Here is a 22,083-nt window from a genome sequence, read left to right as displayed (position 1 = left end):
ATAACTAGCGCTATGTAGAAACTAACGGTAACGTCCAGTCCATGCCGGTCAACAAGCCCTTCTTCGGACGGATCGTGAACCAAGCTCGCGGCCCACGCACCCAGGACGAGATCGTCGAACTGGGCGGCCCGACACGGCAACGTCTGGCCCAGATCGAAAAAGGGGATCCTGTTGTCCTCACCCCCGCAGTGCTGGCCCAGATCGACGCAGCGTTCGGTTGGGCCCCCTCGACGTCCGAAACCCTCCTCACCCCACCGCGACCACCCGTCGATATGCAGCACCGAGCGTTCCCCGTGACCGGCCTAGGAGTCGATCAATCCGGTGCCAGCGTGCCGATGCCCCCAGTCACCGCTATCACCGGTGCGGGCCACATACTGATACCGCTCGCGGAGCGCTGGGCGGGGCCTGTGCTGATCGACGTTTGCAGCGGTGAGCTGATCGAGCAATTCCTGCAGGGCTGGCACGATCGCTCCTTCAACATCGATCACCGGCGGCTGAAACGCACCGGCCTCAGCGAGCCATTCACCGCAACTGCGAGCGCCATCGACCCCTTCCCCCGCTGGCGCACCACGACATCGGTCATGCAGGTGCTCCATCAGATCGAAGTATTCACCAATGTCAACTCGCCTGTACCAGAGCCGATTCGGCCGACAGCGACGCTAAAACGCATGGCGGTGACGACGCTATTTGTCAGCATGATGGCGACGAAGACCGAGCGTAGCGGACTCTCGGTGATCAGCGACCTGGCCTCGACCACGCCCGATCCTGAGCTGCTCAAGGCGTGGAACGAGTTTTTCGAATCAACCCAATTGAGCAGCGGTTTCGAAAAACTCAGCACCGATGCCTTTGAGGTTTTCAGTCACTTGCTGGAGCTCAGGGACTTCCACATCGACCTTGAGCTTGTGTCAACCGGCCCGGCAACGATGTGCGTACAGCCCCACGACGACGTCGAGATCCTCAACCCTGCCCACCTCAACGACTTCATCATCTTCTACGACTCAACGGTGTGCCCCTACCTCCCAGTCATCGTTGACTGCGCCTACGGGGCTCGAAAATCCGAAATCACACCGCTGCTCATCACGGCCAACCCCCGCCCCTATCTCACGACGGGAATACCACCCGTACTGCCGAACTCGGCTGTCGCGATCCTCACAGAAAACGCCGCGATCCACCGGCCACCCCTAGCATGCGCCAGACTGGTCGACCTGCGAGAAGGATCGGCCGTACTAATACCGCCCACAACCCCACCGAACTCGGCCGCCACCCGTGTGTGGATCACCGATGCGGCAGACACCGTATCCATGAGCCACCACATCAGTCCCTACCATCGTCTCACCGCGGCCGATGCCTACGCCTCCTTCACCACCGTCAGCACAAGCTTCGGCCCATTCACCACCGCAGAATTCCGCCGCGTCCACGGGCCAGAAGACAGCGGCCCCAACCTAATCCTCACCGACGACAGCACCCGCCGCCTCGTCATCGACTGGGTTACCAGCGCCAACCCGAACCAGGATGACGAATACGCCAGCCAGCTGCTCTACATCGCGGGATTCGGCTCGTCCAAAGACGAGATCCTCACGCTGCTCACCGACACCCCGGCAGAGGAGCTCACCAGACTCAGCCGCACTCCCGGCCAGCTCGTCCTGCCCCTAGGCACTATGCGGGGCGAGACCAACACCACGATGTCGGTTGACCTCAGAAACCAGTTCAGTTTCGGCGTGATCGCCGGCGACGGAACCGCCGCGACAGAGATGATCTCCCAAGCCGCAGTAATGATGTGCCAGGGAGCGCCCAGATCCGACCTCGCGGTCATCGGCGTCACCGCAGGATCACCGCGGCCATGGGTGCCGCTCGCCGATCAGGCCCACACCATCGCCTTCCCAGGATTGGGAATCGGAACCCGTGACGAAGCGGCGATCGCACGCTGGTTCGACACAGAGCTCAGCCAACTAATCATCGACCGCGAGCGTCAGCTCAGCGAATCAGGCGCCCACAATGCAACCGAATACCGCGACGCCGGCGGCGTCATGCCCTCGCTCGTGGTCATCATCGATGGCCTCCAGACAGAAACCGGCTACCGCGCACTGACGAAGGCACTCGGCCGAATCGACGAACTCGACATGAAAGTCATTGTTTGCGGCCAAGATCCCATGACGGCAGTCGCGATGCTCACCGAACCATATGGCGGCTTCGAAAAGTGGGCATGGTCGCCGGGGTCGCCGGCGCGCCCCTTCACCGCCACCCTGCCCGGCGCGTCACCAGACACCGTCCGACAACTGATCGGCCTGGGCGCGACCCTCGACCATCCTGCAGATCCGACAACGCCGCGCCCCTTGCTGCGCACCAAGGGCGTTACGCCGTTCAAACCCTGGACCGCGGACCAGCAGTAGGGCCTGCTGTCGTTCGCCTCGGTGGCCGCGACTCCTGTAGGTAATCCGCGCAATTTTCGCCAAAGATTCCTACAACGCCGGATCGAGGTCAGAACCCGACCGGGTTCTGCAGAAGATGAATCAGGAACGACACGACCCCGCCCAGCACCTGGCCGATCATCCACACCGCACCCACGAGGGCGACGAGCAGGCCGCTCAGCCACGGCCCCCGCTGTTCGGCGCGCACACGACGATTCCTACCCATGACGGGACCATCGGGTGGTGAGTCGTCCCACGTGGGCAGCCATCCGCATACCGTCACTGTCTGTGCTCATCTCGGTCCTTCCGCTGTCGTCCAACGCATGTGAATTACCTGTTGTGGGTGCCGGTTTCGTCGCCAGGGATGATTGCGATGCGTGACAGGGCGAATGGGGTCGGCCACGTGACAGCATCCACTGTGGACCCGGTGGGGAAGTCCGCTTCACCGCTGTTACGGACCGGGAAGCCGTAGGCCTCGAACGGCGCATAGTAGGTGCGTACCGCGCCCGGCGCGGGCACCGAGGCTTCAACGACGGCGGTGATGCGCGTCGCGCCGTGACTTTGGCCGGCCAGGCCGTCGCTGGTGAACGCAGCGGGGCTGTCGTCGGTTTGGGAGAACACCACGGTGTCACGCCCTGACCGCTGATCGACGTCGTGCAATTCCCACCGGAGGCGGGTGACCCGGCGACCGGGCAGGAATTCTAACGGGCGGTAGGCGACGCGGGTGACCATCCAGGGCCGATCGCCTCCGAACTCTATGGTGAGCACTTTGCCGGTGCACACACCGTCGGCTGTGCAGGATCCGGCGGTCTCCCTGCCGTCGCTCATCATCGGAATCGGTGCATCGCGGTAGATCATGGGGATAGGGTCCGCGTCCTTGGCGGGCGGCGGCATATCAACAATGTGCGCCCGTGGGGCAGCAACGCTTTCGCCGGCTCCGGGCGGCGTGATGGTGGGCAAGATGATCGCGGCGGCGGTGAGCACCGCCGCGACGATGGCCGTGGTGGCCAGTGCGAGCCCTGGTCGTTGTGTGACAGCGTGTTTCAGATCGAGCACGGCACGGTTTGCGCCGGCCAGGGTGGGCTGGCTGTTCGGTTCTGGACGGTCTTCGTGAGTCGGTTCACTCGCTTCGACGTGGCCGAAATCGGCGGTGTGCGCGCGGTGGCGATACCACGCTGTTGTTGCGCTCCCGGCGAGGGTGGCGGCCAGCCCGATCGCGACAGGTAGGGCCCAGTGTCGCGGTGTAGTTTTACGCGGCGTGGCGGTGGGGTTAGACATGTGAATCTGACTCCTTTACAGCGGCGGCGCCGAGGGTGCGCTGAGAAGAGTCGTCGGCCGGGGCGGGCGCCGTAATGATTGCCCAGGCCACCGTGCACAACAGCGCCAGCGCCGTTGCCACGGCAGCCAGTGTCAGCAGCACCAGGGTGATGATGAGCAGGACGTAGTAGTGCTCCCATACGCAGGTCTGCAGCGTGCAGCGGACAGGTTCGTTCCAGCTGATGGGGAACGGTGGATTGAACGCGGTGTTGAAGAGCACGAGGCTCAGCGCCGTGCTGATGACCAGCTGTGTCAGAGCTGGTGGTAGGTGGCGTTTCTGCGTGGCGGCTGTCCAGGTGTGGCGAAACTTGTACGCGACGGTGACGAGAATGCCAATCGTTGCGACCACCAGCACGCTGAGGATAACTAACGTGGCCATGGTGTTGGGACTCATTGACGTGCTCCTGGTTGTTGAGTGAGGGTGGTTCGTAACCGTGTGATGTCGGTAATCTCTTGTGGCACAACGTAACTGTGATTGTCGGCAGTTGTTGTGTCGACGTCACTTCCGGGGCAGCCACGGGGCTATCGCCGCGTGCATCGTGCTGATGACGGAGTTGCGCTGGCGTGGCGGTAGCTCGGCGATCCTGCGCAGCTGCCCCGGGAGGGCCGCGCCGTCTGCCTGGTCCCAGATTTCGGCGGCCTGGCGCCAACCTGGCACCGTTGTGGGCGCCTCGGTATTGACCAGTGCGTGCCACGTCCAGTCGATGCCCGACCCCGCGCCGTGCTGTCTCGATGCGGCGTAGAGCAGCTCAGCCAGAGGCCTGACGGCGATGCTGGCCCACACGGCGGTGTTGGTGTCGTGGCGCCCCAGAAAATCGAGGAGCGTGTGTGCGGTGTGGATGGCGTCGTGGGGTGATCGGATCGCCCTGGTGGGATCGTCTCCGAGCTGACGGAGAACTTTCTGGCGGCACAGCTCGCGCCGCAACTGGCTCAGATGAATGCGTACCGCTCCAAGCAGGTTGCGTCCGTGAGCGATCCGAACCTTGGTCGCGTTAGCTGTGGTCACTATCATTGGATCTCAATCCCTTTCGCTGTCGATGTCGTCGAGCTCTTCGAACAGGTCGTTGTCGATGTCGTGTTGCAAGGCGGGTACGAATTGGCCGAGGAGCATGCTGCGGTTGAGATGTTTGGTTCCGGCGAGCAGTCGGCGGCGGGCATCGTGGTCGTCGGCTGCGCCGGCGCCGTCGATGATGTGTCGTGCCCGGTCACACAGTTCGGCGGCGATCGCCCACATCGCTTCGGTGGACGCAGCTGGGCTGCGTGGGATTGCGTTGTCGATGTCGGCTTTTAGGCGGTCGAACCGTGTGTGGTCGGCCTGGAGGGCTTCGAGCAGCAGGTGCGCGTAGAGGTCGCGGAAGGCCTCGGTGCGCGAGACCATGTGCGGCTCCATTTCCGAGCCGATACTCAATTCCGCTGGCCCAGGGGTTTGCTCGTGCAGGCTGGCGTTGAGAGCGTAGATCCACGCCGAGGTCAGGTCTTTGTTGCCGGTCGGCAGGGTCATGAGGTGGGTTTCTCCTCCCGGCGTGGCTGGTTGGGCGTTGGTGAATAGTTGGATCGCATTGCCTTGGCGGTCCCCGTTTGACGTGGCCCGCGCTGCGAACGTCGGGCGCGGTGACGCTGTATGAGGTTGTGGCCAAGTTCTTTTCTCTTCCGCTTGACGGGGTGTGATCTGCCAGTACGCTGCCCTGGTCCGGGGCGCGTTCTTTGTCCGCTCGACCAAGCCGTGTCGGTGAAGGGCCAGCAAGGTGCGGTAGATCTGTTCGGCGATCAGCCCAGCCGTTGTCTGGGCGTTCACTCGCGTTCGAATGCAGGTAGTGCTCAGCGGTTGGTCTGCTGCGACGAGCACGGCCAAGACCGCTTCCTGGCGAGCATTCACATCGGGCGGCCGGGTCATCGCGCACCTGCGGCGATGTTGGAGGCAGCTTTGAATTGCCGATGCCGTTCTGCGAGGCGGCCCCACATTGATTGCCGGACTTGAGGTGTCGTCGGCTGTTTGAGGATTCGTTGGATCGCTTTGTCGTAGATTTCGACGAAGGCTTCCCACTTCTCCAACTCAGTGAGCTCGCCGGCGGTGCCGAGCCGCACCAGCCGGGCATGACTGCGATTCTGGGGAAGCAAGCGGCGGTAATCCAGGGTGCTGCCTAGGTGCGATGACACCGTTTTCTGGCTGGAGACCTGGTCGAAGGTTTCTTGACGTCGTGTGGTCTGGCCTTCCCACTCTTCGGCACGCTGCAGAAATTCCATTTCGGGGGCACCGAACATGACCAGCGCGCCCGGAAACGTGTCGCGCAGTTCTCGCATGTATGCGCTGCCGTATACGGTTTCGAGCTGGCTGCTGGCCTGGACCGCCAACATTAGATTCACCCCGAGACCCCGGCCTTCGGAGATGTAACGGCGCAGTGCCGGCATCGGCGCCACGTTGGCCGCTTCGTCGACGACGATCAGCAGCCGGTGACTCATCTCTTTGCGACTGGTCTTGGCCCGCCACAATCGAATCAGGAAGTCCAGCAGGGTCACTGCGGCTCCTGCGATGGAGCCTTCGGCCGGCGTCAGAACGTAGAGGGTAGCCGTGGGATCTGCCAGAAAGGTTTCATCGAAGGCCGGGTAATGCACCCCCCGCATCGACAGCCGCATCCATGGCATCACGGCCTTGCGCACTGTCAGAGCAATGCTGTCGCGCTGTTTGGGATCCATCTCCAGCGTTGCTTTGAGTGCCTCACTGAACAGCGGGAGGCGCTTGACGATCTCAGCTGCGGCTTCCCAACCAGGGTCGGTCGGGATTTGTTGGTTCTTCGGAGTGACTTTCGTGTTGTTCACCGCATGCAGGATCCAGTCGATCCCGCCACCGTTGCCGCCTCGTTGATTACGCCCAGGCGGGGAGGCTGCGTAAAGCATGGCGGCCAACGGAGTTTCGGAGTTGGACTCCCAGATTCCGGCATCGGAGACCTGATCGGCCCCTGATCCCATGCCCACCGCTGACATCGCCATCATGGTGTTGGCGATCGTGAACGCCTGATCTGGGGTGCCGATCAGCTTGGTGGGATCGAACGATAATTGCTCAACTCCGGGGTAGTCCGCCTCGTAGTCAGGCCGCAGGTCGATCAAGGCGCTCGGCCCGTAGCGGCGCTGCATCACCAGTTCCATCAGATCGTCCTTCGGGCCGACGATCACCACGGGCCCAGCCGTCCAGAGAACTGCCGCCGGCGCGAGGACGGTCGAGGTCTTCCCGATCCCGCTTGGCCCTGAGACCAGCACATTGGTGGCCGATTCAGGCACGATGCGACGGCCGTTATCGTCGCGGGCGAAGCCGCAGAACGGTGTTGGAGGAGGTCTATGCGTTTCGCTCATCGGGATCCCTCCGCCGTGGGATGCGATCCCCTACGGGACGTTCTGCTCGGGTCCGGAAAATTCCGGGTGTGGGTGGGTCATCAAAGCTGAAACCGAAATCCACGGTCTCCGTTTCCTGTGGCGGACGCATCGGCCACCAGTCCCGGGCGCCGTCGACAGCCAACCAGCCCTCCAAGATGCCGTAGATGCCCGCGGCCAGCAGAGATGCGGGCACCTGCGCGAATACCCACGGGACCACCACCGTCAGGCTCAGCGAATCGGCCGCGTCGTAGAACAGCCAGTAGACCACCGGAAGTGGTAGCCCAGTCGCGACCGCACCCCACATGAACGCCGCGATCGGATAGGAACGGATCTCATCTGGAATTAGCTGTATCACGAAGTTGTAGAGCCCTCGCCCGGCGGCCCAGCCCACAGGGGCCAGCACCGCCACGGCGAGGATTATCGCCCAGTCGAGCGCACTGTAAATGGTGTCACCCGAACGTGCCCACATAGGGTGAATAAGGTCGTCATCGGCAGGGTCAACGCGTGCACCAGTTCTTTCTTGTGCGCGGTCGCGAATTTGACGAGCGAGAATTTCTGCGCGCCGCTTTTGAAATGTGAACGTGTGCTGATGTCGGGCGATCCACTTTCGGCGGATCTCGTCGAACCGGTCAACGGGAGCCGGCATCAGCCACCTCCTTGCGGGGTGGTTCATGATCAGGATAAAACGCCCGCAGGCGTTGTGCGACATCCAAAAGAAACTCGCGCAACTCTGCCGCGAGGTGACCAACAGCGATGTTTTCGCTCTGCGTCACCGCAGCGTCAATCCGTGTTTTCACCGTCTCTACCTGCTCAGACATTGCCATCACTGGCTCCCCGCCGGCCAGGATCCGTTCGGCGGACCCCTCATCCCACCCCAACGCAGTCTCCAGGCGATGCAGGCTGCGCTCGTTCATCGCGCGGTTGGTTCGGTAGGTCTTGTACAGGGTGGACGGCGACGGCCCGCCGTGAGCGGATAGGTCGTCACGAGACCAGCCCAATTGCACTAGGCGACGCTGGATAAAGAACATGAGCCTGGCCGGTCCATCCTGCGGTATTGCTCTCACGTTTTCGACCGTAGCAACGCCTCAACCCGTTTTGCGATAGCTATCGCAAAACGGTGCAGGTGGCATTTAGCCTCGCTTTGAAGGACTAAGGAGAATCTGATGCAAGTGCTTATCGGTGCGGCTCCGGCCACCGTCATGTTCTGGCTGGCGATCGTGGCCGCCACAGTTGCCTACATCATCGATCATGCATTTGCTATCACGGTCGGCGTCGGCGCCGCCGTTGTGGTGATCACCGCGATCGTCGTCGCGCGTCTGCTCGCGCGCCGCAGCCGGCCCGCAGCGCCCCGGCATCAGGCCTGGCCCGCAGCGCCGCCACCGACATACCCCTCTGCCGCGTACCCAGACCTGTCGCACCGCTTCCAGGAGATGCCTCGATGACCTTTCACGACGATGAACCCGAAGACGCCCCGTCCTGGGTGTCCAACACCCAAGACTGGCTGACCGACCTCGACCGCGACCCCGACTACATCTCCTACGAGGACGACTCAGCACCTGATTTCGACGAAGCCGACTATCCGCCCGACCCCGCCGACGGCTCAGACGTGGACGCCGGCAACCCCGCAGAGAAAAGCAGCACCGACGACAACAACTACAGCGCGGATGACGACGCTGACACCCTCGACGCCGATCCCGTCTCGGATGTGGTCCCAGGTGATGCCGACGACCTAAACCCAGTCGGCGCCGACGGCATTGACATAGAAGCGGCCGCACCGGAAATCGTCGAAGACGAGACCTCTCCCGACCACAAGGAACCGCCCCGGTACAACAAAGCCATTGTCGGTGGCTTCGTCGCCGTGGTGGTTGTGGTCGCGCTCGGCATCACCAGCGCCATGCTCGGAATGCGCCGAACCCCCGAAGTAGCGCAGGAACCCGCAGAGTCCTCGATCAAGGTCACCGCCGCTCCGCAAAACGGCCCGCCGCCGCCTGCGGATGTGCCTGGTACTGCGGGAATTCCGTTCACGGCCAGTGCGCCGGGTTGCCTGCCCGGATCGACGGCGGCCCAGTCGGTGGCCACGGGCGACCCGACCCAGGCGTGGGTCTGCGTCCGCGGCGGTGTCGACGGACAGGTTCTGACCATCGAACTGGGCCGAACTATGGCTGTCACAGCCATCCGGATTACCCCCGGATGGGTTGGCCCGGACACCTCCGGCGCCGACCAGTGGCTTCAGCACCGGGTCTTGACCCGTGTGCAGTGGATACTCACCGACCACGGCAATCAGCCCACTGTCGTGAAGCAGAACACCGGCAACGTCCACGGGGAAGCGCCGCAGCCGATGTCTGGCCAAGGTGTGCTGGCCTCGACCATCACCATGATCGTCCAGGAGACCTCGCGGCCCCCGGCCGACGCTCCACCCACCGATACCGCCAACCCACAACCCGGGTCGGGCGGCTTGCTCGATCAGGTCATCGGCGCTCCACTCAACGCCTCACCACTATCACCCCAGAGCCCGCTTCCGGGCATGCCCGGGGAACAGAGCCAAACCGATCCCGTGGACAACACATTCGCCGTCTCGTCAATCGTCATCGAGGGGCACACGCCCCTCCCGTCCTAACCACCGGAAGGTCGGACACACATGCCCACCAAAACTTGGGAACGCCGTATCAACACCACCGGCGGCTGGCTCGGAAAAGCCGCCCTCGCCGTAGCCTTGATCTCCTGCAGCATCGTGGCCACCGCCACCATTTGGGGATGGATTTTCGATGACCCCATCGATGTGCGCGGACCCGCGCGCAAGGAGCTCAACCGCGCTGAATTCGTCGGAAACTGGGCCAAGCATTGTGTCGAAAAAGCGCTCACCGCAACGAAACCAGCTGCCGGAACGGGCGCATCAGCCCAAGACAGCCGCAACCCCATGCAGGATTGCTGGACCAGCGAAGACGGGCAGCCTCTACCGACCAATCCAGGAGCGGTGATCACCTCACCCGGGGTAGCCGCAGTGACACTGCAAGACGAGATGGGCTATGCCCAGCAGTGGAGCGTGATCATCTCCGTCCTGGAACGACCCTACGCCTCGGCCCCGGCCACGGAGAAGTGCTACAGGCTCCCGGTCCTCTACAGCAGCTACGGACTGCGTGCCACGATGCGACCCGGTAAAGCCGACTGCGGTGGCGCCGGCGCGGACCTGCCGCTCGGGTATCCCACCACCTTGGCCACCACCTCCCCCGTGTTCATCACGCTCACAGGGTTTTTCGAAAGCTACCTGACCAATGCCGGCGGTCTGGACCGCTACATCACCACCGACTCCGCCCTGGTTGCGGCCCCCGACTATCGGTCCAAGCGTGACGGTGGACCCGAACCGCGCATCATCAAACTCCGCTCGACACGCACAGTGCCCGACGCCGACCAGCCCACCCCCGCCGACGGCACCAAAGTGCGGGTACTGGCCACCGTGGATTCGGTGACCCGCCAATACTCGCCACGCCGCGAGGACTACGCCTTGACCCTCACGGTTGTCAGCGGCCGATGGATGGTGGCCGGGATCGACTACGCACCGCAACTGGCCTCCAACGCCGAACTGACGCCAGTCATCCCCACCCCGACAGCTCAAGGCCCGACAGGACGGTAAGTGATGACTGCGATCCCGCGATTCGCCACCAGCACAACAGCACTGACGGCGCAGCCCGCTCTCGATAGCGCCTCCGCGTGGGCCGGCGACCATCCCACCGCGATCCTTGCGATGGTCGCCACCATGGTCGCTGTCACCGCCATCACCGCGGCCATCCGTGCACTACGCCGCTACCTGCGACTCGCACTACTGATGCTGCTGCTGTCCCTAGTTCCCCTGTACCCCACGTCGGCCAACGCGGATCTGCCACCGCCACCGCCGACCCCCTCGCTGTTTCGCTGATCCACATCACCCCATTGAAAGGAACCCCTCTGAAATGATCACTACCGCAACGGTGCTGGCCGCAGCACCCCAAGCAACCTCAACCATCCTGGCAGCCAACGACCTCGTGTCCGGGTCACGCACCCTCTACACCATCGGCGTCGTCATCCTGGTGTTTCTCATCCTGCTCGGCGCCGGATGCCGTGTGGCTGTCGCCGTGTTCGCCGGCAAAAAAGGCGATGTGTTCCTGTGGGGAATCATCGGCGTAGTAGCTGCCGTGTTCGTCGGCGCCGGCTACGCCATCTACGTCTCGACCCACCAGACCGTCGACCGGACCGGCATCACCACCGGACAGCTGGGCTAAATGGCCGTCGAATCCGCCCAGGTGTTCAAGGGGATTCACGACACCCCCACCTACACCGACGTTCTGTTCAACAAACCCCTACGGGTGACCCTGGTCGTTCCGCTCGTGATCGGCGGCATCACCACCCTGGGACTGTGCGTGCTGCTGCTCGACTCCGGCAACGTCCAAACCATCTTCGTGATCGGTGTCCTGCTCACTGCACTCGCCACCGGGATCGGCGCAGCCATCCCCTACGGAAAACCCAACCTCGCGTTCCGGCTCACCAGCATCTGGCAGGCAGTGCGGCCAGTGCGCCAATCCAGCAGCGACACCCTGATTCTCGCACCGCCAGACGACGTCATCGGCCACCTCGAATTCACCAAGCACGGCGTGTACGCGAACTATCTAGTCAGCGGCTTACGCTATTACCTACTGCCCACCAAGCAGCGGCTCGGCGTGGCCGACCGGCACAGCAGCCTCGGCCGCCAAGTCCCCTCCGGTGCCTACATCTACAGCTTCTCGGTGCCGCAGAACCAACGCCAACTGCTGCGCGCGATGCTGCACGGTCACCGCGACAAACCCGAATGGGTCAACACCTGCCAAGCGCTCGCACCACAACTGCAACGCAAAAACCCCCGAACCCGCATCTACTGGCTACGCTTCCCCGTCGACGCCGGCCGCGCCGGCCACACCCCCCAAGGCCAGGCCACCAAACTCAAAGATTGGGTGGCCGGCCGTGACAAAGACTCCGAGACCTCCCTCGCGGCGTATCACCGACTGGCTCACGAAGTAGTCACCTCCCTACCCGAGGAATTCAGCCCAATACCAGTCACCGACGAAATGATCGGCTGGTTCTATCGGCGCACGGCCTGGCGGGGCACATTCACCAACCCTGTACCCCGCCGCCGCGACTCACAAGCCCAGCAAGCCCCGATGCGGTTTCCCACCGCCGAGTTCGACGAGGGCGACCAACTGCACAACCCCGGCCGCAAACTACCCATGCTGCCCGCAGCAGCCGCCCTCGCCGCCCTGGCCATCACCGCGGGCCTGCTCGGCTTCATCACACCCACCGTCCTTTTCGGCGCCCAGGCACTCACCGTGGCCGCCGCGTGGGCGGTCGGCATCCGCCGCCTGCCGTCCTGGAAGAAAGTGCTGCGGGTCAGCAGCCCCGACGGCCTCTACCCCGACAGCTATCAAGCGATCCTGCCGGTCACCGAGATCCCCAAGCAGGGCATCCGCTTCCCCGGGTCGGAATTCCTCGACGCCCTCGACGACCTCAACACAGGCGCCGAATTCGACTTCGCCATCAACCTCGTCGCACACCTACGTGAACTCGAATTCGTCCGCAACGACCGAGCCAAAGAGAACATCTTCGACCAATTCAAACACCGAGGCGACGCCCGCGACGGCGACCGGGAACTGTTCACCACCGGCCGCCAACTCTCCGAGTACAACCGGCTACTGACCAACAGCACCGATGAACGCCCCATGGAATCGGCATTCATCATCGCAGTCGGCGCACCCGATCCCGCCACCCTCGAATACAGCATCGAGCGGTTGCGCGAGCGCCTCGCCGACTCCGGACAAGTTCTCACCCGCCACTACCGCGGCGCGCAAACCCGGCTGTGGGCATCATTCAATTCCGGTGTGCCCGCGCATAAAAGCACCATCGACCAGTTCAGCTACCCGACCACCGCCCGCAAATGGTCACGTTTCGTGCCCATCACGTCCTCGCAGATCGGCAACACCACCGGAGCACTACTCGGCTTCAACACCGCCAACGCCCTCAACAGCGCCGTCCTGATCGATCTCCCCGGCTCCGCTCGACGCAACCACACCCCTTGCCTGGTATGCAGTGGTGCCCCTGGCTACGGCAAATCCTATGCAGCCAAACGCATCACACGTAGCGAGTTCCAACGCGGCGCCCAGTTGTTCATCATCGACCCCGGAGTCGAATGGGTCGAAGCATTCGCCGACGTCCCCAACTCCCGGAAAGTCGTCATCGACATGGCCGGGCGGAAATTCAGCTGCGATCCCCTTCGAGTGTTTCCCGACAGCGTCGCCGGCGGTTACTGGCTGGACTACATGGTGCCCATGATGGGCCTCGACTCACGCAGCACCGGCGTGCAGCGCCTTCGGACCGTGTTGACCGCCCGCGCCCGCCGCCAGTTGAAGATCCCCACCACCGCCGCACTAATGGCCTACATCAGTGGCATCCAAGCCCCCGCCACCGGCCCCGATAACCGCCCCGAGCAGGTCGTCAAACTCGCCGACGACCTCTACCCGATCCTCGTCGCACTGGAGTCCTGGGCCACCTACGACTTCACCCAGGCCATTTTCGACGACAGCCTGCCGGTCCCCGACCTCGTCAACGTCGACATCAGCATCTGGCTCACCGAGAGCCTTGACCTGCCCGACGCCGAGGAGATGACCAGCGAGCACCTCTACAAAGATCTCAGCGACCGTAAGAAGGCCTCCGTGGCGATCTACGGCATGATCGTGCGACTGGCGCGAACCACATTCTTCGCCAACACATCCCGGTTCGGTCTCATCGTCCTCGAAGAAGCCGGCGGCCTGCTGAACTCGCGGGCCGGCGCCCACGACGCGCACATCATCAGCCGCCGCGCACGCCGCCGGTTCACAGGCCTGCTCATCATCACCCAGAACCCCGTCGCCGACCTTCGCCTCATGGGCGACGAATTCATCACCCAACAACTCATCGTCCCGTTCGAAAACGAAGAACTCGCCAAAGAAGTCGCGCGCAAAGCCGGACTCCGGGCCGGCGACTACGACGACCTCGAGGAGTACTTCCTCGCCGAACCCGATCCCGAACACATGCGCGAACCCACCGACTTCGACGACCAACCGGACCGCTCGCAACGACCCGACCGCGGCGACCGAGTCGGCAAAGCCTTCTTCATCGACGAATTCCGCCGTCCCGCACCGATCATCGTCGCCCACGAACCCGACCCACGCCTGCACGCCGCCTACGACACCACCCCGGGAAAGAACGCGCCATGACAACCACCCCGGCACCACGAATGCACCCGGCCGAACGATTCGGCTACCTCATGGCCACCCGCCCCACGCTGCGTCGCGTGACCATCTTCTGGTCTACCGGCCACATCCTTGGCCTATGGTCGGTCGGCGCCGCCCCACCAGCGTTCGCCTCCACCATGGCCGGAGTCCTCAACTGGACAGGAATCACCGACAGCTACGGCGTCCCCCTCGGCAGCTACTACCTCTCGGTGGTCTCCACCCGCGAAGCCATCATGGAAGCCGGCCCCGACCTGTCCCTCAACCCGACCAGCTGGGCACGATGGCTCGGCAACGCCGTGGTCACCGGTGTCAGCCACGACACCGTCGTCAACTGGCTGCAAGCGCAAGTCTCGGTGTACGTCTTCATGATCACCATCGCACTCTGGCTGCTGCGATTCGCCATGTCCTCGACCTGGCTGTACTGGCTGGCCACGTGGTTCCGACCACTCTTCGAAGTCCTACGCACCCTGCTCATGGACATGTGGATCTTCCCGATCTGCCTCACACTCGGCCTGGCCTACGGTGCCTTCCAAATGCTCTGGCACGGCCGACGCGGACACGGCTGGAGCATCATGCTCAGCAGCGTCGCCATCGGCGTCATCGGCATAGTCCTAGTCTGGAAAGGCGATCCACTCGGCGAGCTTTCCGGAGACCACGGACTGCTCTTCCAAGCCCGCACACTGGCATTCACCGCCGCACAAGGAGCCATCAACAACGGCTCCCTCGTGCCCGGCGCCGACACCGCGGCCAACCTCAACCACCTCAACGGTGTCACCGCCGACGCCGTCCTACGACACCCCCTGCAGCTGCTCAACTTCGGGATGGTCGTCGACAACGTCGGCAGCTGCTCCAACGCCTACTCCACGGCCTTGATGGCCGGTGATGGCCAAATCATTCCGTCACTGGGAATGCCGGGATCGCCCGTGTCAGGGGTCACCGACGCACTGCCGTTCATCGGCGGCGGTGACCACGCCGGCCCGGCCCACGCCATGGCCCGATGCGGCGCACCCCAGGCACTCGCCCACGCTCAGCAACTCGACTTCGGCAGTTTCGCCGTCGGGCTCGGATTCCTAGTCCTCGGCTTCATCTTCACGTTTTTCATCTGCTACGTCACCTACTCCTACGTCATGGTCTGCGGTGCAGCGTTCCTCAACGCCTTCATGGCACTGTTCGCCGCGGGGCCCGCCATGATCGCCGGCAAGCCCCGCCAACGAGCAAAACACCGCCTCAAAGAGTTCTTCAAACACGCCTTCCTGGTGTTCGTCTACGTGCTCTACGTCTCGTTCGCCTCGGTCATCATCCTCAAGACGGTGGCCCCCGGCGGCTACGCCTCCCAAGTCGGAATGAACCATCCCGTCGCCCAACTCGTCATGATCGCGATCATGTCCGCCGTAGCCATCGGCCTATTCTGGTGGCTCAAAAAGAAGGTCGGCGACCGCACCCGCGAAGACCTCGTACACGCCGTACACCAGGTCATCGACAAAGCCCGCGCAGGCTACGACAAAGGCCAAGAACTCAAAGACCGCGGCATGGACGCCTTCCACCGCGGCACCGACTTCCTCAACCGCGGCAAAGGCGCCGACACCGACGAGGACGACGACCAGCCATTGACCGGCGCACCCGTCGACGGACGCTCCGGCGTCAACAAGCCCACGACCAGCAACCCAAGTGAGCTCACCGACGCGCTGCCCGTAGGCGGCGGGGCAGGAGGTGGCGGCCTCAGCGGCGGCGGTGCAGTCGGCGCAGGAGCCACAGGCGGCGCTGCCGACGCCACCGCCGTAGCTGCACCCGAAGTCGCCGTCGGCGCTGCCGTAGTCCAGAAAGCTCAACAGGGCCGCCAACAACACCCACAACAATCAACGGGCCGCAGCACCAACAGCTATCAACTCTCCGACTCTGCACCGCCGGTCATCGACGCCAACGGCGGCCAACAAAACGTCAGCACGAGCCCAGACGATTCGGTGCCAGCCACCGGCCGCAGCAACCAACCCACCAGCCAGAGTGGGCAACGTCGACTCCCCCCGCCACCCGACGACTACCCACCCATCTACGAACCGCCACCCGACTGGGACGACCCAGCCGACCGCTCTCCCCAGGGTGGACTGCCTCCCGCACCCGGCCGCTAAACCTCGATGGTGTTGGGACTGTCTCTAGCTCCTCTGTCAAGCGGCAGCGGTTTTGGCCGCCGTAGCGAGGTCGGCTTGTAGCGCCGCGTAGACGACGTCGGAGAGTCGCCGTTTGAGGACACGCAGTGCTTCCATCCCGCTGTCTCCGCTGGCTTTACGCCGAGTCATCATCTGTTTGGCCGGTTCGTGCCAGTGCGCCTGGGTGAGCGCGATCCGGTGCAGGGCTGCGTTGAGTTGACGATTCCCGGTGCGGCTCAGCCGGTGGCGGGCCTTGTTGGAGGACCAGACCGGCATCGGTGCGGTGCCGTTATGACGGGCGTAGGCGTCCTTGGACCGGAACCGATCGACCCCGGCGGTCTCACCGAGAATCTTGGCTGCGGTGATAGCTCCGCAGCCGGGGATCGCGATCAACGACGGCGCCATATCGGTCACCAGTGTGGTGATCTCTGTGGTGAGCTCGTTAATCTGCTGGGTCAGTGTGCGGCACCGTTCGAGCAAATCACGCGCGAGCCGGGCGACGGTTCCCCTGAGCGGTTCCAGGTGAGTCCAAACCTGGTCCAGAGTGCTGAGCCGGTCCAGCGATCGGGCCTTGGGTTCCCAAGATGGGTCGAGCTCGTGCAGAAACCAGCGCAGCCTGTTGACTACTCGGGTTCGTTCTGCGACAAGGGATTCACGATGGTCTCCCAGCAGTCGCACGTCACGGTCGGGCCCATCCAACCGGGCCACGGGAAGATCGGGTTCGCGCTGCGCGGCACGGGCGACGGCGAGCGCATCGATGGGATCGGATTTGCCGTAGGTGCGGGCCGAGTCGCGGACGTGGGCCATCAACTTCGGTGGCACCCGCACGATTGCGTGACCCGCGGCAAGCAGATCCCGTTCCAGCCGCCGCGACAGGTGTCGGCAGTCTTCGATCGCCCACACCAGGCCGTTGCCTCTGGCCAACTGCTCGGCCCAGCTCAGCAGTCCCAGATGATCTTTCGTGGTCGTGGTGATCGTCTTCGATGCCAGCTGGCGGCCGTTAGAATCGACCGCGACGATGGTGTGGGTGCGCTTGTGCGCATCGACTCCCAGAGTGATCATTGAACCGTCTCCTTCTCCATGAGGGGATCAGGGATCGGTCGGTGGGCACATCCCAGTCAGGGGCGATGCCACGCTCCTCTCAAGCCACGCCGGCCGGTCCTTGGCATCCGGCGGGTCGCACTACAGACAATGGCCACCAACGGCAAGTAACAGGTGGAGCGAACCCGCCGGACCACCTCAGTCAAACACTGGCGTTAACGGTGTTTCCGGCGGTTTTCCTCAGTAGGTTTCGGCTGCCGGGAATCGGTCGGCGAAGGTGATCGCGAACGCATTCAGGGCAGGTTTCCACCTGTGGCTGCGGCTATGTGCACAAGACCAACCGCAAATCCCAGGCCCGACTCCAATGCGGGTTCTGCGGTAAGAAGTTTTACGGCTTATCAGGGGTTAAACTCATTAAACGCCAGCGATCTGCGTGTTGAACTGGGGATATAGCTTTATATACATGTATCCTACTAGGTATGGCACGCGAAAAATTGCGCGCCGTTCGGCGGCGTGGCACACCAACGAATGTTGTGTGGCGGGGTAAATCTGTTGACTGAACTAAGATACGAATCATTGCAGGTCAGATAGGGCTTTGGTACGTTCCCGAGTCATGGGCGATCCGGATGGGGTGCGGAATCTTGCAGTGCTGGTGGTGCCCGATGTTGGCCGGCTTGAGGCGACCGGTGACCGCTGGGTGCCGTTTCGCATGCTTGACGCAAACGGGATTTCCATTGAACCAGTCGCGGCGTTTTTCGCCGAGTTGCAGGCCGCAGATCGGCGGCCTGGCACGATCCGCTCGTATGGTCACGATCTGTTGCGGTGGTGGAGGTTTCTAGCTGCGGTCGGGGTGGACTGGGACCGCGCGACATCGATCGAGGGCCGTGACTTCGCACGTTGGATGATGCTGGCCGACAAGCCCGTTCGTGTTCATTGGCGGCACCGTGACGGAAATAAGGCAGCTGCTCCCGCACCGTCCAGGCGTGACGGTGGAGTGAATGCTGTGACTGGCAAGCCGGAACCGTCGAGTCGTTACGCTTCGTCGACGAGAGTGCACGCTGAGGCGGTATTGCGCTCGTTCTACGACTTTCAGATCGAGTTGGGGCGGGGTCCGCTGGTCAATCCGTTCCCATTGGATCGTTCACGTCGGCCGGGACGGCGCAATGCTCACCGGAACCCGCTGGATGCGGTGTCTGGCGATCGGGCAGGTCGGTACCGTCCGCGACGACAGCGTCGGATACCGAAGAGCATTCCCGATGACCAGTTCAACCGATTGTTCGCAGATCTGCGCACGCATAGGGATCGTGCCCTGCTGGCGTTTTGGGTATCGACGGGCGCCCGTGCCGACGAACTGTTGTCGACCACACAATTCGATGTGGATCCGGGGCAACAACTGATCCGTGTGACGCGTAAGGGATCTCGGGCGGTGCAATGGCTTCCCGCGTCACAGGATGCGTTCGTGTGGCTGCGCCTGTATCAGGAACAGGTGTGGAAGCGGGGCGCACCTCGCGGCAAGTCGCATCCGTTGTGGCTGACCTTGCGCCGGCCGTGGCGGCCCGTGTCGTATCCGGCGGCCCGGGCGATGTTCTCTCGTACGCAGGATGCGCTGGGGTCGAATTGGACCATTCACGATCTGCGGCATACGGCCGCGACCCGGATGAGCAATGACCCTGAAATGTCGATCACGGACGTGCAGTGGGTACTGGGCCACGCTCACCTGACGACCACGCAGATCTACACCACACCCACAGAGGAGGACGTGGTCGCGCGAACGCTGGCCCATCAGCGCCGCGTCGCCGCACAACCCAGTGACGTGGCGCCTCCGGCGGCGGGGTATCACCAACAGTCGCTCGACGTGCTCTTCAGCCGCGGAGCGACCCGATGAAAACTCCGTCGCGTCCCGACGTGGTGACTGCCGCTGTGCCGCCAGGCGTGAAACCAACGGGTTGGCAGGTTTCGGGGCGCGGTGAGTATGCCCAAGACATGCTGCGGCGCTTTCCGGCCCGTATCGCTGCACCCTGCCCCGATCTCGGCGCAGCATCCATCGATGAGGTGTTGATGCGAATCAGCGTGGCCGGCCGGGCCGCAATGCCGTTGACTCCCAAACAAGTCCGTGGTGCCACAGGCCTGTTGCGCTGGCTCGCGTCCCTATCAGGTGACACCTGGCAGCAACGATGGATAACAAGCGGAGCCGAGGAACGCGAGGCGGACTGGATCACTGAGCCTGCATTGTGGCTCGGTGCTCACACCAGACGCGTCGGCGCGTCAGCACTTAAGGCCGGCTTTCTGGTCTTGGTCGCAGCAGAAGTCTTGTCTCCCAGCTTGATGTTCTTTTCGTCACGCAAACGCGACCCTGACTTGACCGACATCATGACTGCTCGCCGCGATCCGGGCGGTTTCGCTGCCATTGAGGCGGCTACGGATTCCGATCTGTGGGGCTCGCAGCCGGGCAGACTGGCTCGATGGCAGATCGCTGCCATCCTCGCCGCCAAAGGCGGCGGGATCACCGACATCACGGTTGGCGACTGTGTACAGCTGCGCCAGGTCGAAATTAGCTTGTGCCTCACTGGATCACGCCGATACCTGTTCTATGCGATTCTGCGATCGGCCGGGGTGTTCACCGGCGGCGCACCCGCCACTCTGCGCAGAATCACCTCCTATGGAGGACAACTCACACCCGAACAGCTCATCGATCGCTATCACGTGGAGAACGGCAGAATCCGCGACCTGTTGGTGGACTACCTAACCGAACGCCAACCCGCGCTGGACTACACCAGTTTGGAGGGGTTGGCCCGCTATCTCGGTTCGAATTTCTGGCGTGACCTCGAAATTCACCATCCCGGGATCGAGTCGTTGAAATTGAGTCCTGAAGTCGCCTCGGCATGGAAAGAACGGCTGCGCACCAAAACAACTCGCCGACAGCTACCCGACGGAACCGTCACCGAGACGGTCGCACCGCGCGGCAACTACATCCCGATCCTGCACCAGGTGCGTGCCTTCTACCTTGACCTTGCTCAGTGGGCCACCGAAGACCCCGCTCGCTGGGCACCGTGGGCCGTCCCGAGTCCCATCAGCGCCACCGAGGTGCTATTGAAGAAGACCTTCGCCCGGCGCAAGGCTCGTATCGACCAGCGCACGCGGGATCTACGTCCATTCCTGCCGACGATCGTTGATGCCGCCGCACAACGGGCCCAAGACGCTCGAGTACGGCTTGAGGCAGCGTTGGCCACCGACGACGACACATTCACCGTGTGTGGTGAGACGTTCACAAGAGCGGTTCTATCGAGTCGCCGCGGCACACGCCGGCAGCGCACCGCCGCCGTCGACGCCTCGGGCCGCAAACGGCATCTGCTCAGGGAGGAGAACCGCGCGTTCTGGGGCTGGGCGGCTGTGGAGTTTCTGCGCCACACAGGAGTTCGAATCGAAGAGATGCTCGAAACAAGCCACCACAGCATCACCCAGTATCAGCTACCCAAGACGGGTGAGATCATCCCGCTGTTGCATATCGCCCCATCGAAAACCGACCAGGAACGTCTCCTGGTCGTGAGTCCCGAATTGGCCGATGTACTGGCCACGATCATTACCCGGGTCCGGGGCGACTCTGAGTCGATACCGCTGGTGCCGTTCTACGACGAACACGAGCGAGTATGGGAACCACCTTCTCCCTTGCTCTTTCAATGGAACGATGTTGGCCACCGCTCCGCCTTGTCTACCGCGACGATCCGGACAGCCATCAAAGAAGCGTTCGAGGCCACCGACGTCAAAGACGCCGACGGGCAACCCCTCTATTTCCGGCCCCACGACTTCCGGCGAATCTTTACCACCGACGCGATCCTGAACGGGATGCCACCACATATCGCCCAACTTCTACTGGGGCACAAGGACATCAACACCACCATGGGATACAAGACCATCTATCCCCAGGAAGCAATCAACGGCCACCGCGCGTTCATCGCACGGCGCCGAGCGCTGCGCCCCGGCGAGGAATACCGCACCCCGACCGACGCCGAATGGGACGAATTCCTCGGGCATTTCGAACGTCGCAAGCTCGCCCTTGGGGACTGCGGCCGCGCCTACGGGACCAGTTGTCAACACGAGCACAGCTGCATCCGCTGCCCAGTGCTTCGGGTCGATCCGGCGCAGCGGTCCCGCCTGGAGACCATCCGCGACAATCTCAGCGACCGGGTCGCTGAAGCCGAGGAAGCAGGATGGCTCGGAGAAGCCGATGGGCTACGCACGAGCCTGGCTGCCGCCGAAGAGAAACTCGCCGAGCTCGACCACCGCGCACGCCAGCAAGCGACCGTATTCCTCGCGACACCGTCATTGCCGGAGATGACCGCCCGAACCGCAGCAGATCTGCGTTCGGAGGAGTTCGCACTGGGACGCTCCCGAGAGTTCACCCTTCGCCCCTGACGAGCTGACGAGCGGCATCTGGCGCTTACCTGTGAAGCATCTCAAGGCCGTGTCTGGCCCGAACCGACTGCCGGTGGTGGATATCAGTGGCAGAATGAGCCGTGTTTTTGCACGATA

At 63.3% G+C, this 22,083-nt stretch carries 19 protein-coding genes; 10 read left to right on the top strand and 9 right to left on the bottom strand.

The genetic code is table 11. The features are described from left to right. Positions 1-41 precede the first annotated feature (41 nt). The gene (locus ACNQR1_RS37035) at positions 42-2,390 is read left to right on the top strand and encodes a hypothetical protein (RefSeq protein ID WP_418050666.1); all 2,349 of its coding nucleotides are present in this window, start codon (positions 42-44) and stop codon (positions 2,388-2,390) included. Between the two features lie 88 nt (positions 2,391-2,478). Here ACNQR1_RS37035 and ACNQR1_RS37030 read toward each other — a convergent pair whose 3' ends face one another. The 8 genes from ACNQR1_RS37030 to ACNQR1_RS36995 all read right to left on the bottom strand — a co-directional run bounded on the left by ACNQR1_RS37030 (position 2,479) and on the right by ACNQR1_RS36995 (position 8,098). Further along, positions 2,479-2,634 (bottom strand): hypothetical protein, encoded by a 156-nt coding sequence (locus ACNQR1_RS37030; RefSeq protein ID WP_418050665.1) that lies wholly within the window; start codon positions 2,632-2,634, stop codon positions 2,479-2,481. A gap of 104 nt (positions 2,635-2,738) precedes the next feature. After that, on the bottom strand, positions 2,739-3,686 hold the full coding sequence (locus ACNQR1_RS37025; protein WP_418050664.1) for a hypothetical protein: 948 nt from the start codon (positions 3,684-3,686) through the stop codon (positions 2,739-2,741). Next, positions 3,679-4,119: a hypothetical protein gene (locus ACNQR1_RS37020; RefSeq protein WP_418050663.1), complete on the bottom strand. Its 441-nt coding sequence runs from the start codon at positions 4,117-4,119 to the stop codon at positions 3,679-3,681. Before ACNQR1_RS37020 ends, ACNQR1_RS37025 begins: the two co-directional genes overlap by 8 nt. Positions 4,120-4,224: 105 nt before the next feature. Next, on the bottom strand, positions 4,225-4,731 hold the full coding sequence (locus tag ACNQR1_RS37015) for a hypothetical protein (RefSeq protein WP_418050662.1): 507 nt from the start codon (positions 4,729-4,731) through the stop codon (positions 4,225-4,227). Between the two features lie 12 nt (positions 4,732-4,743). Next, the gene (locus tag ACNQR1_RS37010; RefSeq protein ID WP_418050661.1) at positions 4,744-5,226 is read right to left on the bottom strand and encodes a hypothetical protein; all 483 of its coding nucleotides are present in this window, start codon (positions 5,224-5,226) and stop codon (positions 4,744-4,746) included. Between the two features lie 389 nt (positions 5,227-5,615). Beyond that, positions 5,616-7,073: a type IV secretory system conjugative DNA transfer family protein gene (locus ACNQR1_RS37005; protein ID WP_418050660.1), complete on the bottom strand. Its 1,458-nt coding sequence runs from the start codon at positions 7,071-7,073 to the stop codon at positions 5,616-5,618. Further along, positions 7,057-7,740 (bottom strand): hypothetical protein, encoded by a 684-nt coding sequence (locus tag ACNQR1_RS37000; RefSeq protein WP_418050659.1) that lies wholly within the window; start codon positions 7,738-7,740, stop codon positions 7,057-7,059. The genes ACNQR1_RS37005 and ACNQR1_RS37000 overlap by 17 nt, the downstream gene beginning before the upstream one ends. Then, positions 7,724-8,098 carry a hypothetical protein gene (locus tag ACNQR1_RS36995; RefSeq protein ID WP_368569627.1) on the bottom strand — a complete coding sequence of 125 codons (375 nt, stop codon included), beginning with the start codon at positions 8,096-8,098 and terminating at the stop codon, positions 7,724-7,726. Before ACNQR1_RS36995 ends, ACNQR1_RS37000 begins: the two co-directional genes overlap by 17 nt. A gap of 159 nt (positions 8,099-8,257) precedes the next feature. Here ACNQR1_RS36995 and ACNQR1_RS36990 point away from each other — a divergent pair, with 159 nt between their 5' ends. Genes ACNQR1_RS36990 through ACNQR1_RS36960 form a run of 7 tightly spaced genes read left to right on the top strand, consistent with a single transcriptional unit; the run spans position 8,258 to position 16,494 of the window. Further along, positions 8,258-8,536, top strand: a complete 279-nt coding sequence (locus tag ACNQR1_RS36990; RefSeq protein ID WP_368569628.1) for a hypothetical protein — start codon at positions 8,258-8,260, stop codon at positions 8,534-8,536. Then, entirely contained in the window at positions 8,533-9,711 is a 1,179-nt protein-coding gene (locus ACNQR1_RS36985) for a hypothetical protein (RefSeq protein WP_418050658.1), read from the top strand. Before ACNQR1_RS36990 ends, ACNQR1_RS36985 begins: the two co-directional genes overlap by 4 nt. A 21-nt stretch (positions 9,712-9,732) precedes the next feature. Beyond that, positions 9,733-10,725: a hypothetical protein gene (locus ACNQR1_RS36980; protein ID WP_418050657.1), complete on the top strand. Its 993-nt coding sequence runs from the start codon at positions 9,733-9,735 to the stop codon at positions 10,723-10,725. 3 nt (positions 10,726-10,728) lie between these two features. Continuing rightward, positions 10,729-11,007, top strand: coding sequence for a hypothetical protein (locus ACNQR1_RS36975; RefSeq protein WP_418050656.1), 279 nt, complete (start codon positions 10,729-10,731; stop codon positions 11,005-11,007). 34 nt (positions 11,008-11,041) lie between these two features. Continuing rightward, complete coding sequence (locus tag ACNQR1_RS36970) at positions 11,042-11,350, top strand: glycosyl transferase family 39 (protein ID WP_368569943.1); 309 nt, start codon at positions 11,042-11,044, stop codon at positions 11,348-11,350. Next, positions 11,351-14,350: an ATP-binding protein gene (locus ACNQR1_RS36965; protein ID WP_418050655.1), complete on the top strand. Its 3,000-nt coding sequence runs from the start codon at positions 11,351-11,353 to the stop codon at positions 14,348-14,350. Further along, positions 14,347-16,494 carry a hypothetical protein gene (locus ACNQR1_RS36960; RefSeq protein ID WP_418050654.1) on the top strand — a complete coding sequence of 716 codons (2,148 nt, stop codon included), beginning with the start codon at positions 14,347-14,349 and terminating at the stop codon, positions 16,492-16,494. Before ACNQR1_RS36965 ends, ACNQR1_RS36960 begins: the two co-directional genes overlap by 4 nt. Before the next feature lie 36 nt (positions 16,495-16,530). Here the strand turns inward: ACNQR1_RS36960 and ACNQR1_RS36955 are convergent, their stop codons facing one another. After that, the gene (locus ACNQR1_RS36955) at positions 16,531-17,574 is read right to left on the bottom strand and encodes an IS110 family transposase (protein WP_368569564.1); all 1,044 of its coding nucleotides are present in this window, start codon (positions 17,572-17,574) and stop codon (positions 16,531-16,533) included. Between the two features lie 592 nt (positions 17,575-18,166). Here ACNQR1_RS36955 and ACNQR1_RS36950 point away from each other — a divergent pair. Beyond that, positions 18,167-19,438, top strand: coding sequence for a tyrosine-type recombinase/integrase (locus ACNQR1_RS36950; RefSeq protein WP_033711450.1), 1,272 nt, complete (start codon positions 18,167-18,169; stop codon positions 19,436-19,438). Continuing rightward, positions 19,435-21,966 carry a tyrosine-type recombinase/integrase gene (locus tag ACNQR1_RS36945; protein WP_205626389.1) on the top strand — a complete coding sequence of 844 codons (2,532 nt, stop codon included), beginning with the start codon at positions 19,435-19,437 and terminating at the stop codon, positions 21,964-21,966. The genes ACNQR1_RS36950 and ACNQR1_RS36945 overlap by 4 nt, the downstream gene beginning before the upstream one ends. Positions 21,967-22,083: the final 117 nt, after the last annotated feature.

The organism is Mycobacterium sp. 48b (genome assembly GCF_048282725.1).
Taxonomy (GTDB): Bacteria; Actinomycetota; Actinomycetes; order Mycobacteriales; family Mycobacteriaceae; genus Mycobacterium.
Note: the sequence above shows the minus strand (reverse complement) of the source record. Positions and strands in the feature narration are given on the sequence as shown.

Excerpts from the sequence above, each read along its gene's own strand:
- ACNQR1_RS37035 (WP_418050666.1), top strand. The coding sequence starts at position 42 with ATGCCGGTCAACAAGCCCTTCTTCGGACGGATCGTGAACCAAGCTCGC.
- ACNQR1_RS37030 (WP_418050665.1), bottom strand. The coding sequence starts at position 2,634 with ATGGGTAGGAATCGTCGTGTGCGCGCCGAACAGCGGGGGCCGTGGCTG.
- ACNQR1_RS37025 (WP_418050664.1), bottom strand. The coding sequence starts at position 3,686 with ATGTCTAACCCCACCGCCACGCCGCGTAAAACTACACCGCGACACTGG.
- ACNQR1_RS37020 (WP_418050663.1), bottom strand. The coding sequence starts at position 4,119 with ATGAGTCCCAACACCATGGCCACGTTAGTTATCCTCAGCGTGCTGGTG.
- ACNQR1_RS37010 (WP_418050661.1), bottom strand. The coding sequence starts at position 5,226 with ATGACCCTGCCGACCGGCAACAAAGACCTGACCTCGGCGTGGATCTAC.
- ACNQR1_RS37005 (WP_418050660.1), bottom strand. The coding sequence starts at position 7,073 with ATGAGCGAAACGCATAGACCTCCTCCAACACCGTTCTGCGGCTTCGCC.
- ACNQR1_RS37000 (WP_418050659.1), bottom strand. The coding sequence starts at position 7,740 with ATGCCGGCTCCCGTTGACCGGTTCGACGAGATCCGCCGAAAGTGGATC.
- ACNQR1_RS36990 (WP_368569628.1), top strand. The coding sequence starts at position 8,258 with ATGCAAGTGCTTATCGGTGCGGCTCCGGCCACCGTCATGTTCTGGCTG.
- ACNQR1_RS36985 (WP_418050658.1), top strand. The coding sequence starts at position 8,533 with ATGACCTTTCACGACGATGAACCCGAAGACGCCCCGTCCTGGGTGTCC.
- ACNQR1_RS36980 (WP_418050657.1), top strand. The coding sequence starts at position 9,733 with ATGCCCACCAAAACTTGGGAACGCCGTATCAACACCACCGGCGGCTGG.
- ACNQR1_RS36975 (WP_418050656.1), top strand. The coding sequence starts at position 10,729 with ATGACTGCGATCCCGCGATTCGCCACCAGCACAACAGCACTGACGGCG.
- ACNQR1_RS36970 (WP_368569943.1), top strand. The coding sequence starts at position 11,042 with ATGATCACTACCGCAACGGTGCTGGCCGCAGCACCCCAAGCAACCTCA.
- ACNQR1_RS36965 (WP_418050655.1), top strand. The coding sequence starts at position 11,351 with ATGGCCGTCGAATCCGCCCAGGTGTTCAAGGGGATTCACGACACCCCC.
- ACNQR1_RS36960 (WP_418050654.1), top strand. The coding sequence starts at position 14,347 with ATGACAACCACCCCGGCACCACGAATGCACCCGGCCGAACGATTCGGC.
- ACNQR1_RS36955 (WP_368569564.1), bottom strand. The coding sequence starts at position 17,574 with ATGATCACTCTGGGAGTCGATGCGCACAAGCGCACCCACACCATCGTC.
- ACNQR1_RS36950 (WP_033711450.1), top strand. The coding sequence starts at position 18,167 with ATGGGCGATCCGGATGGGGTGCGGAATCTTGCAGTGCTGGTGGTGCCC.
- ACNQR1_RS36945 (WP_205626389.1), top strand. The coding sequence starts at position 19,435 with ATGAAAACTCCGTCGCGTCCCGACGTGGTGACTGCCGCTGTGCCGCCA.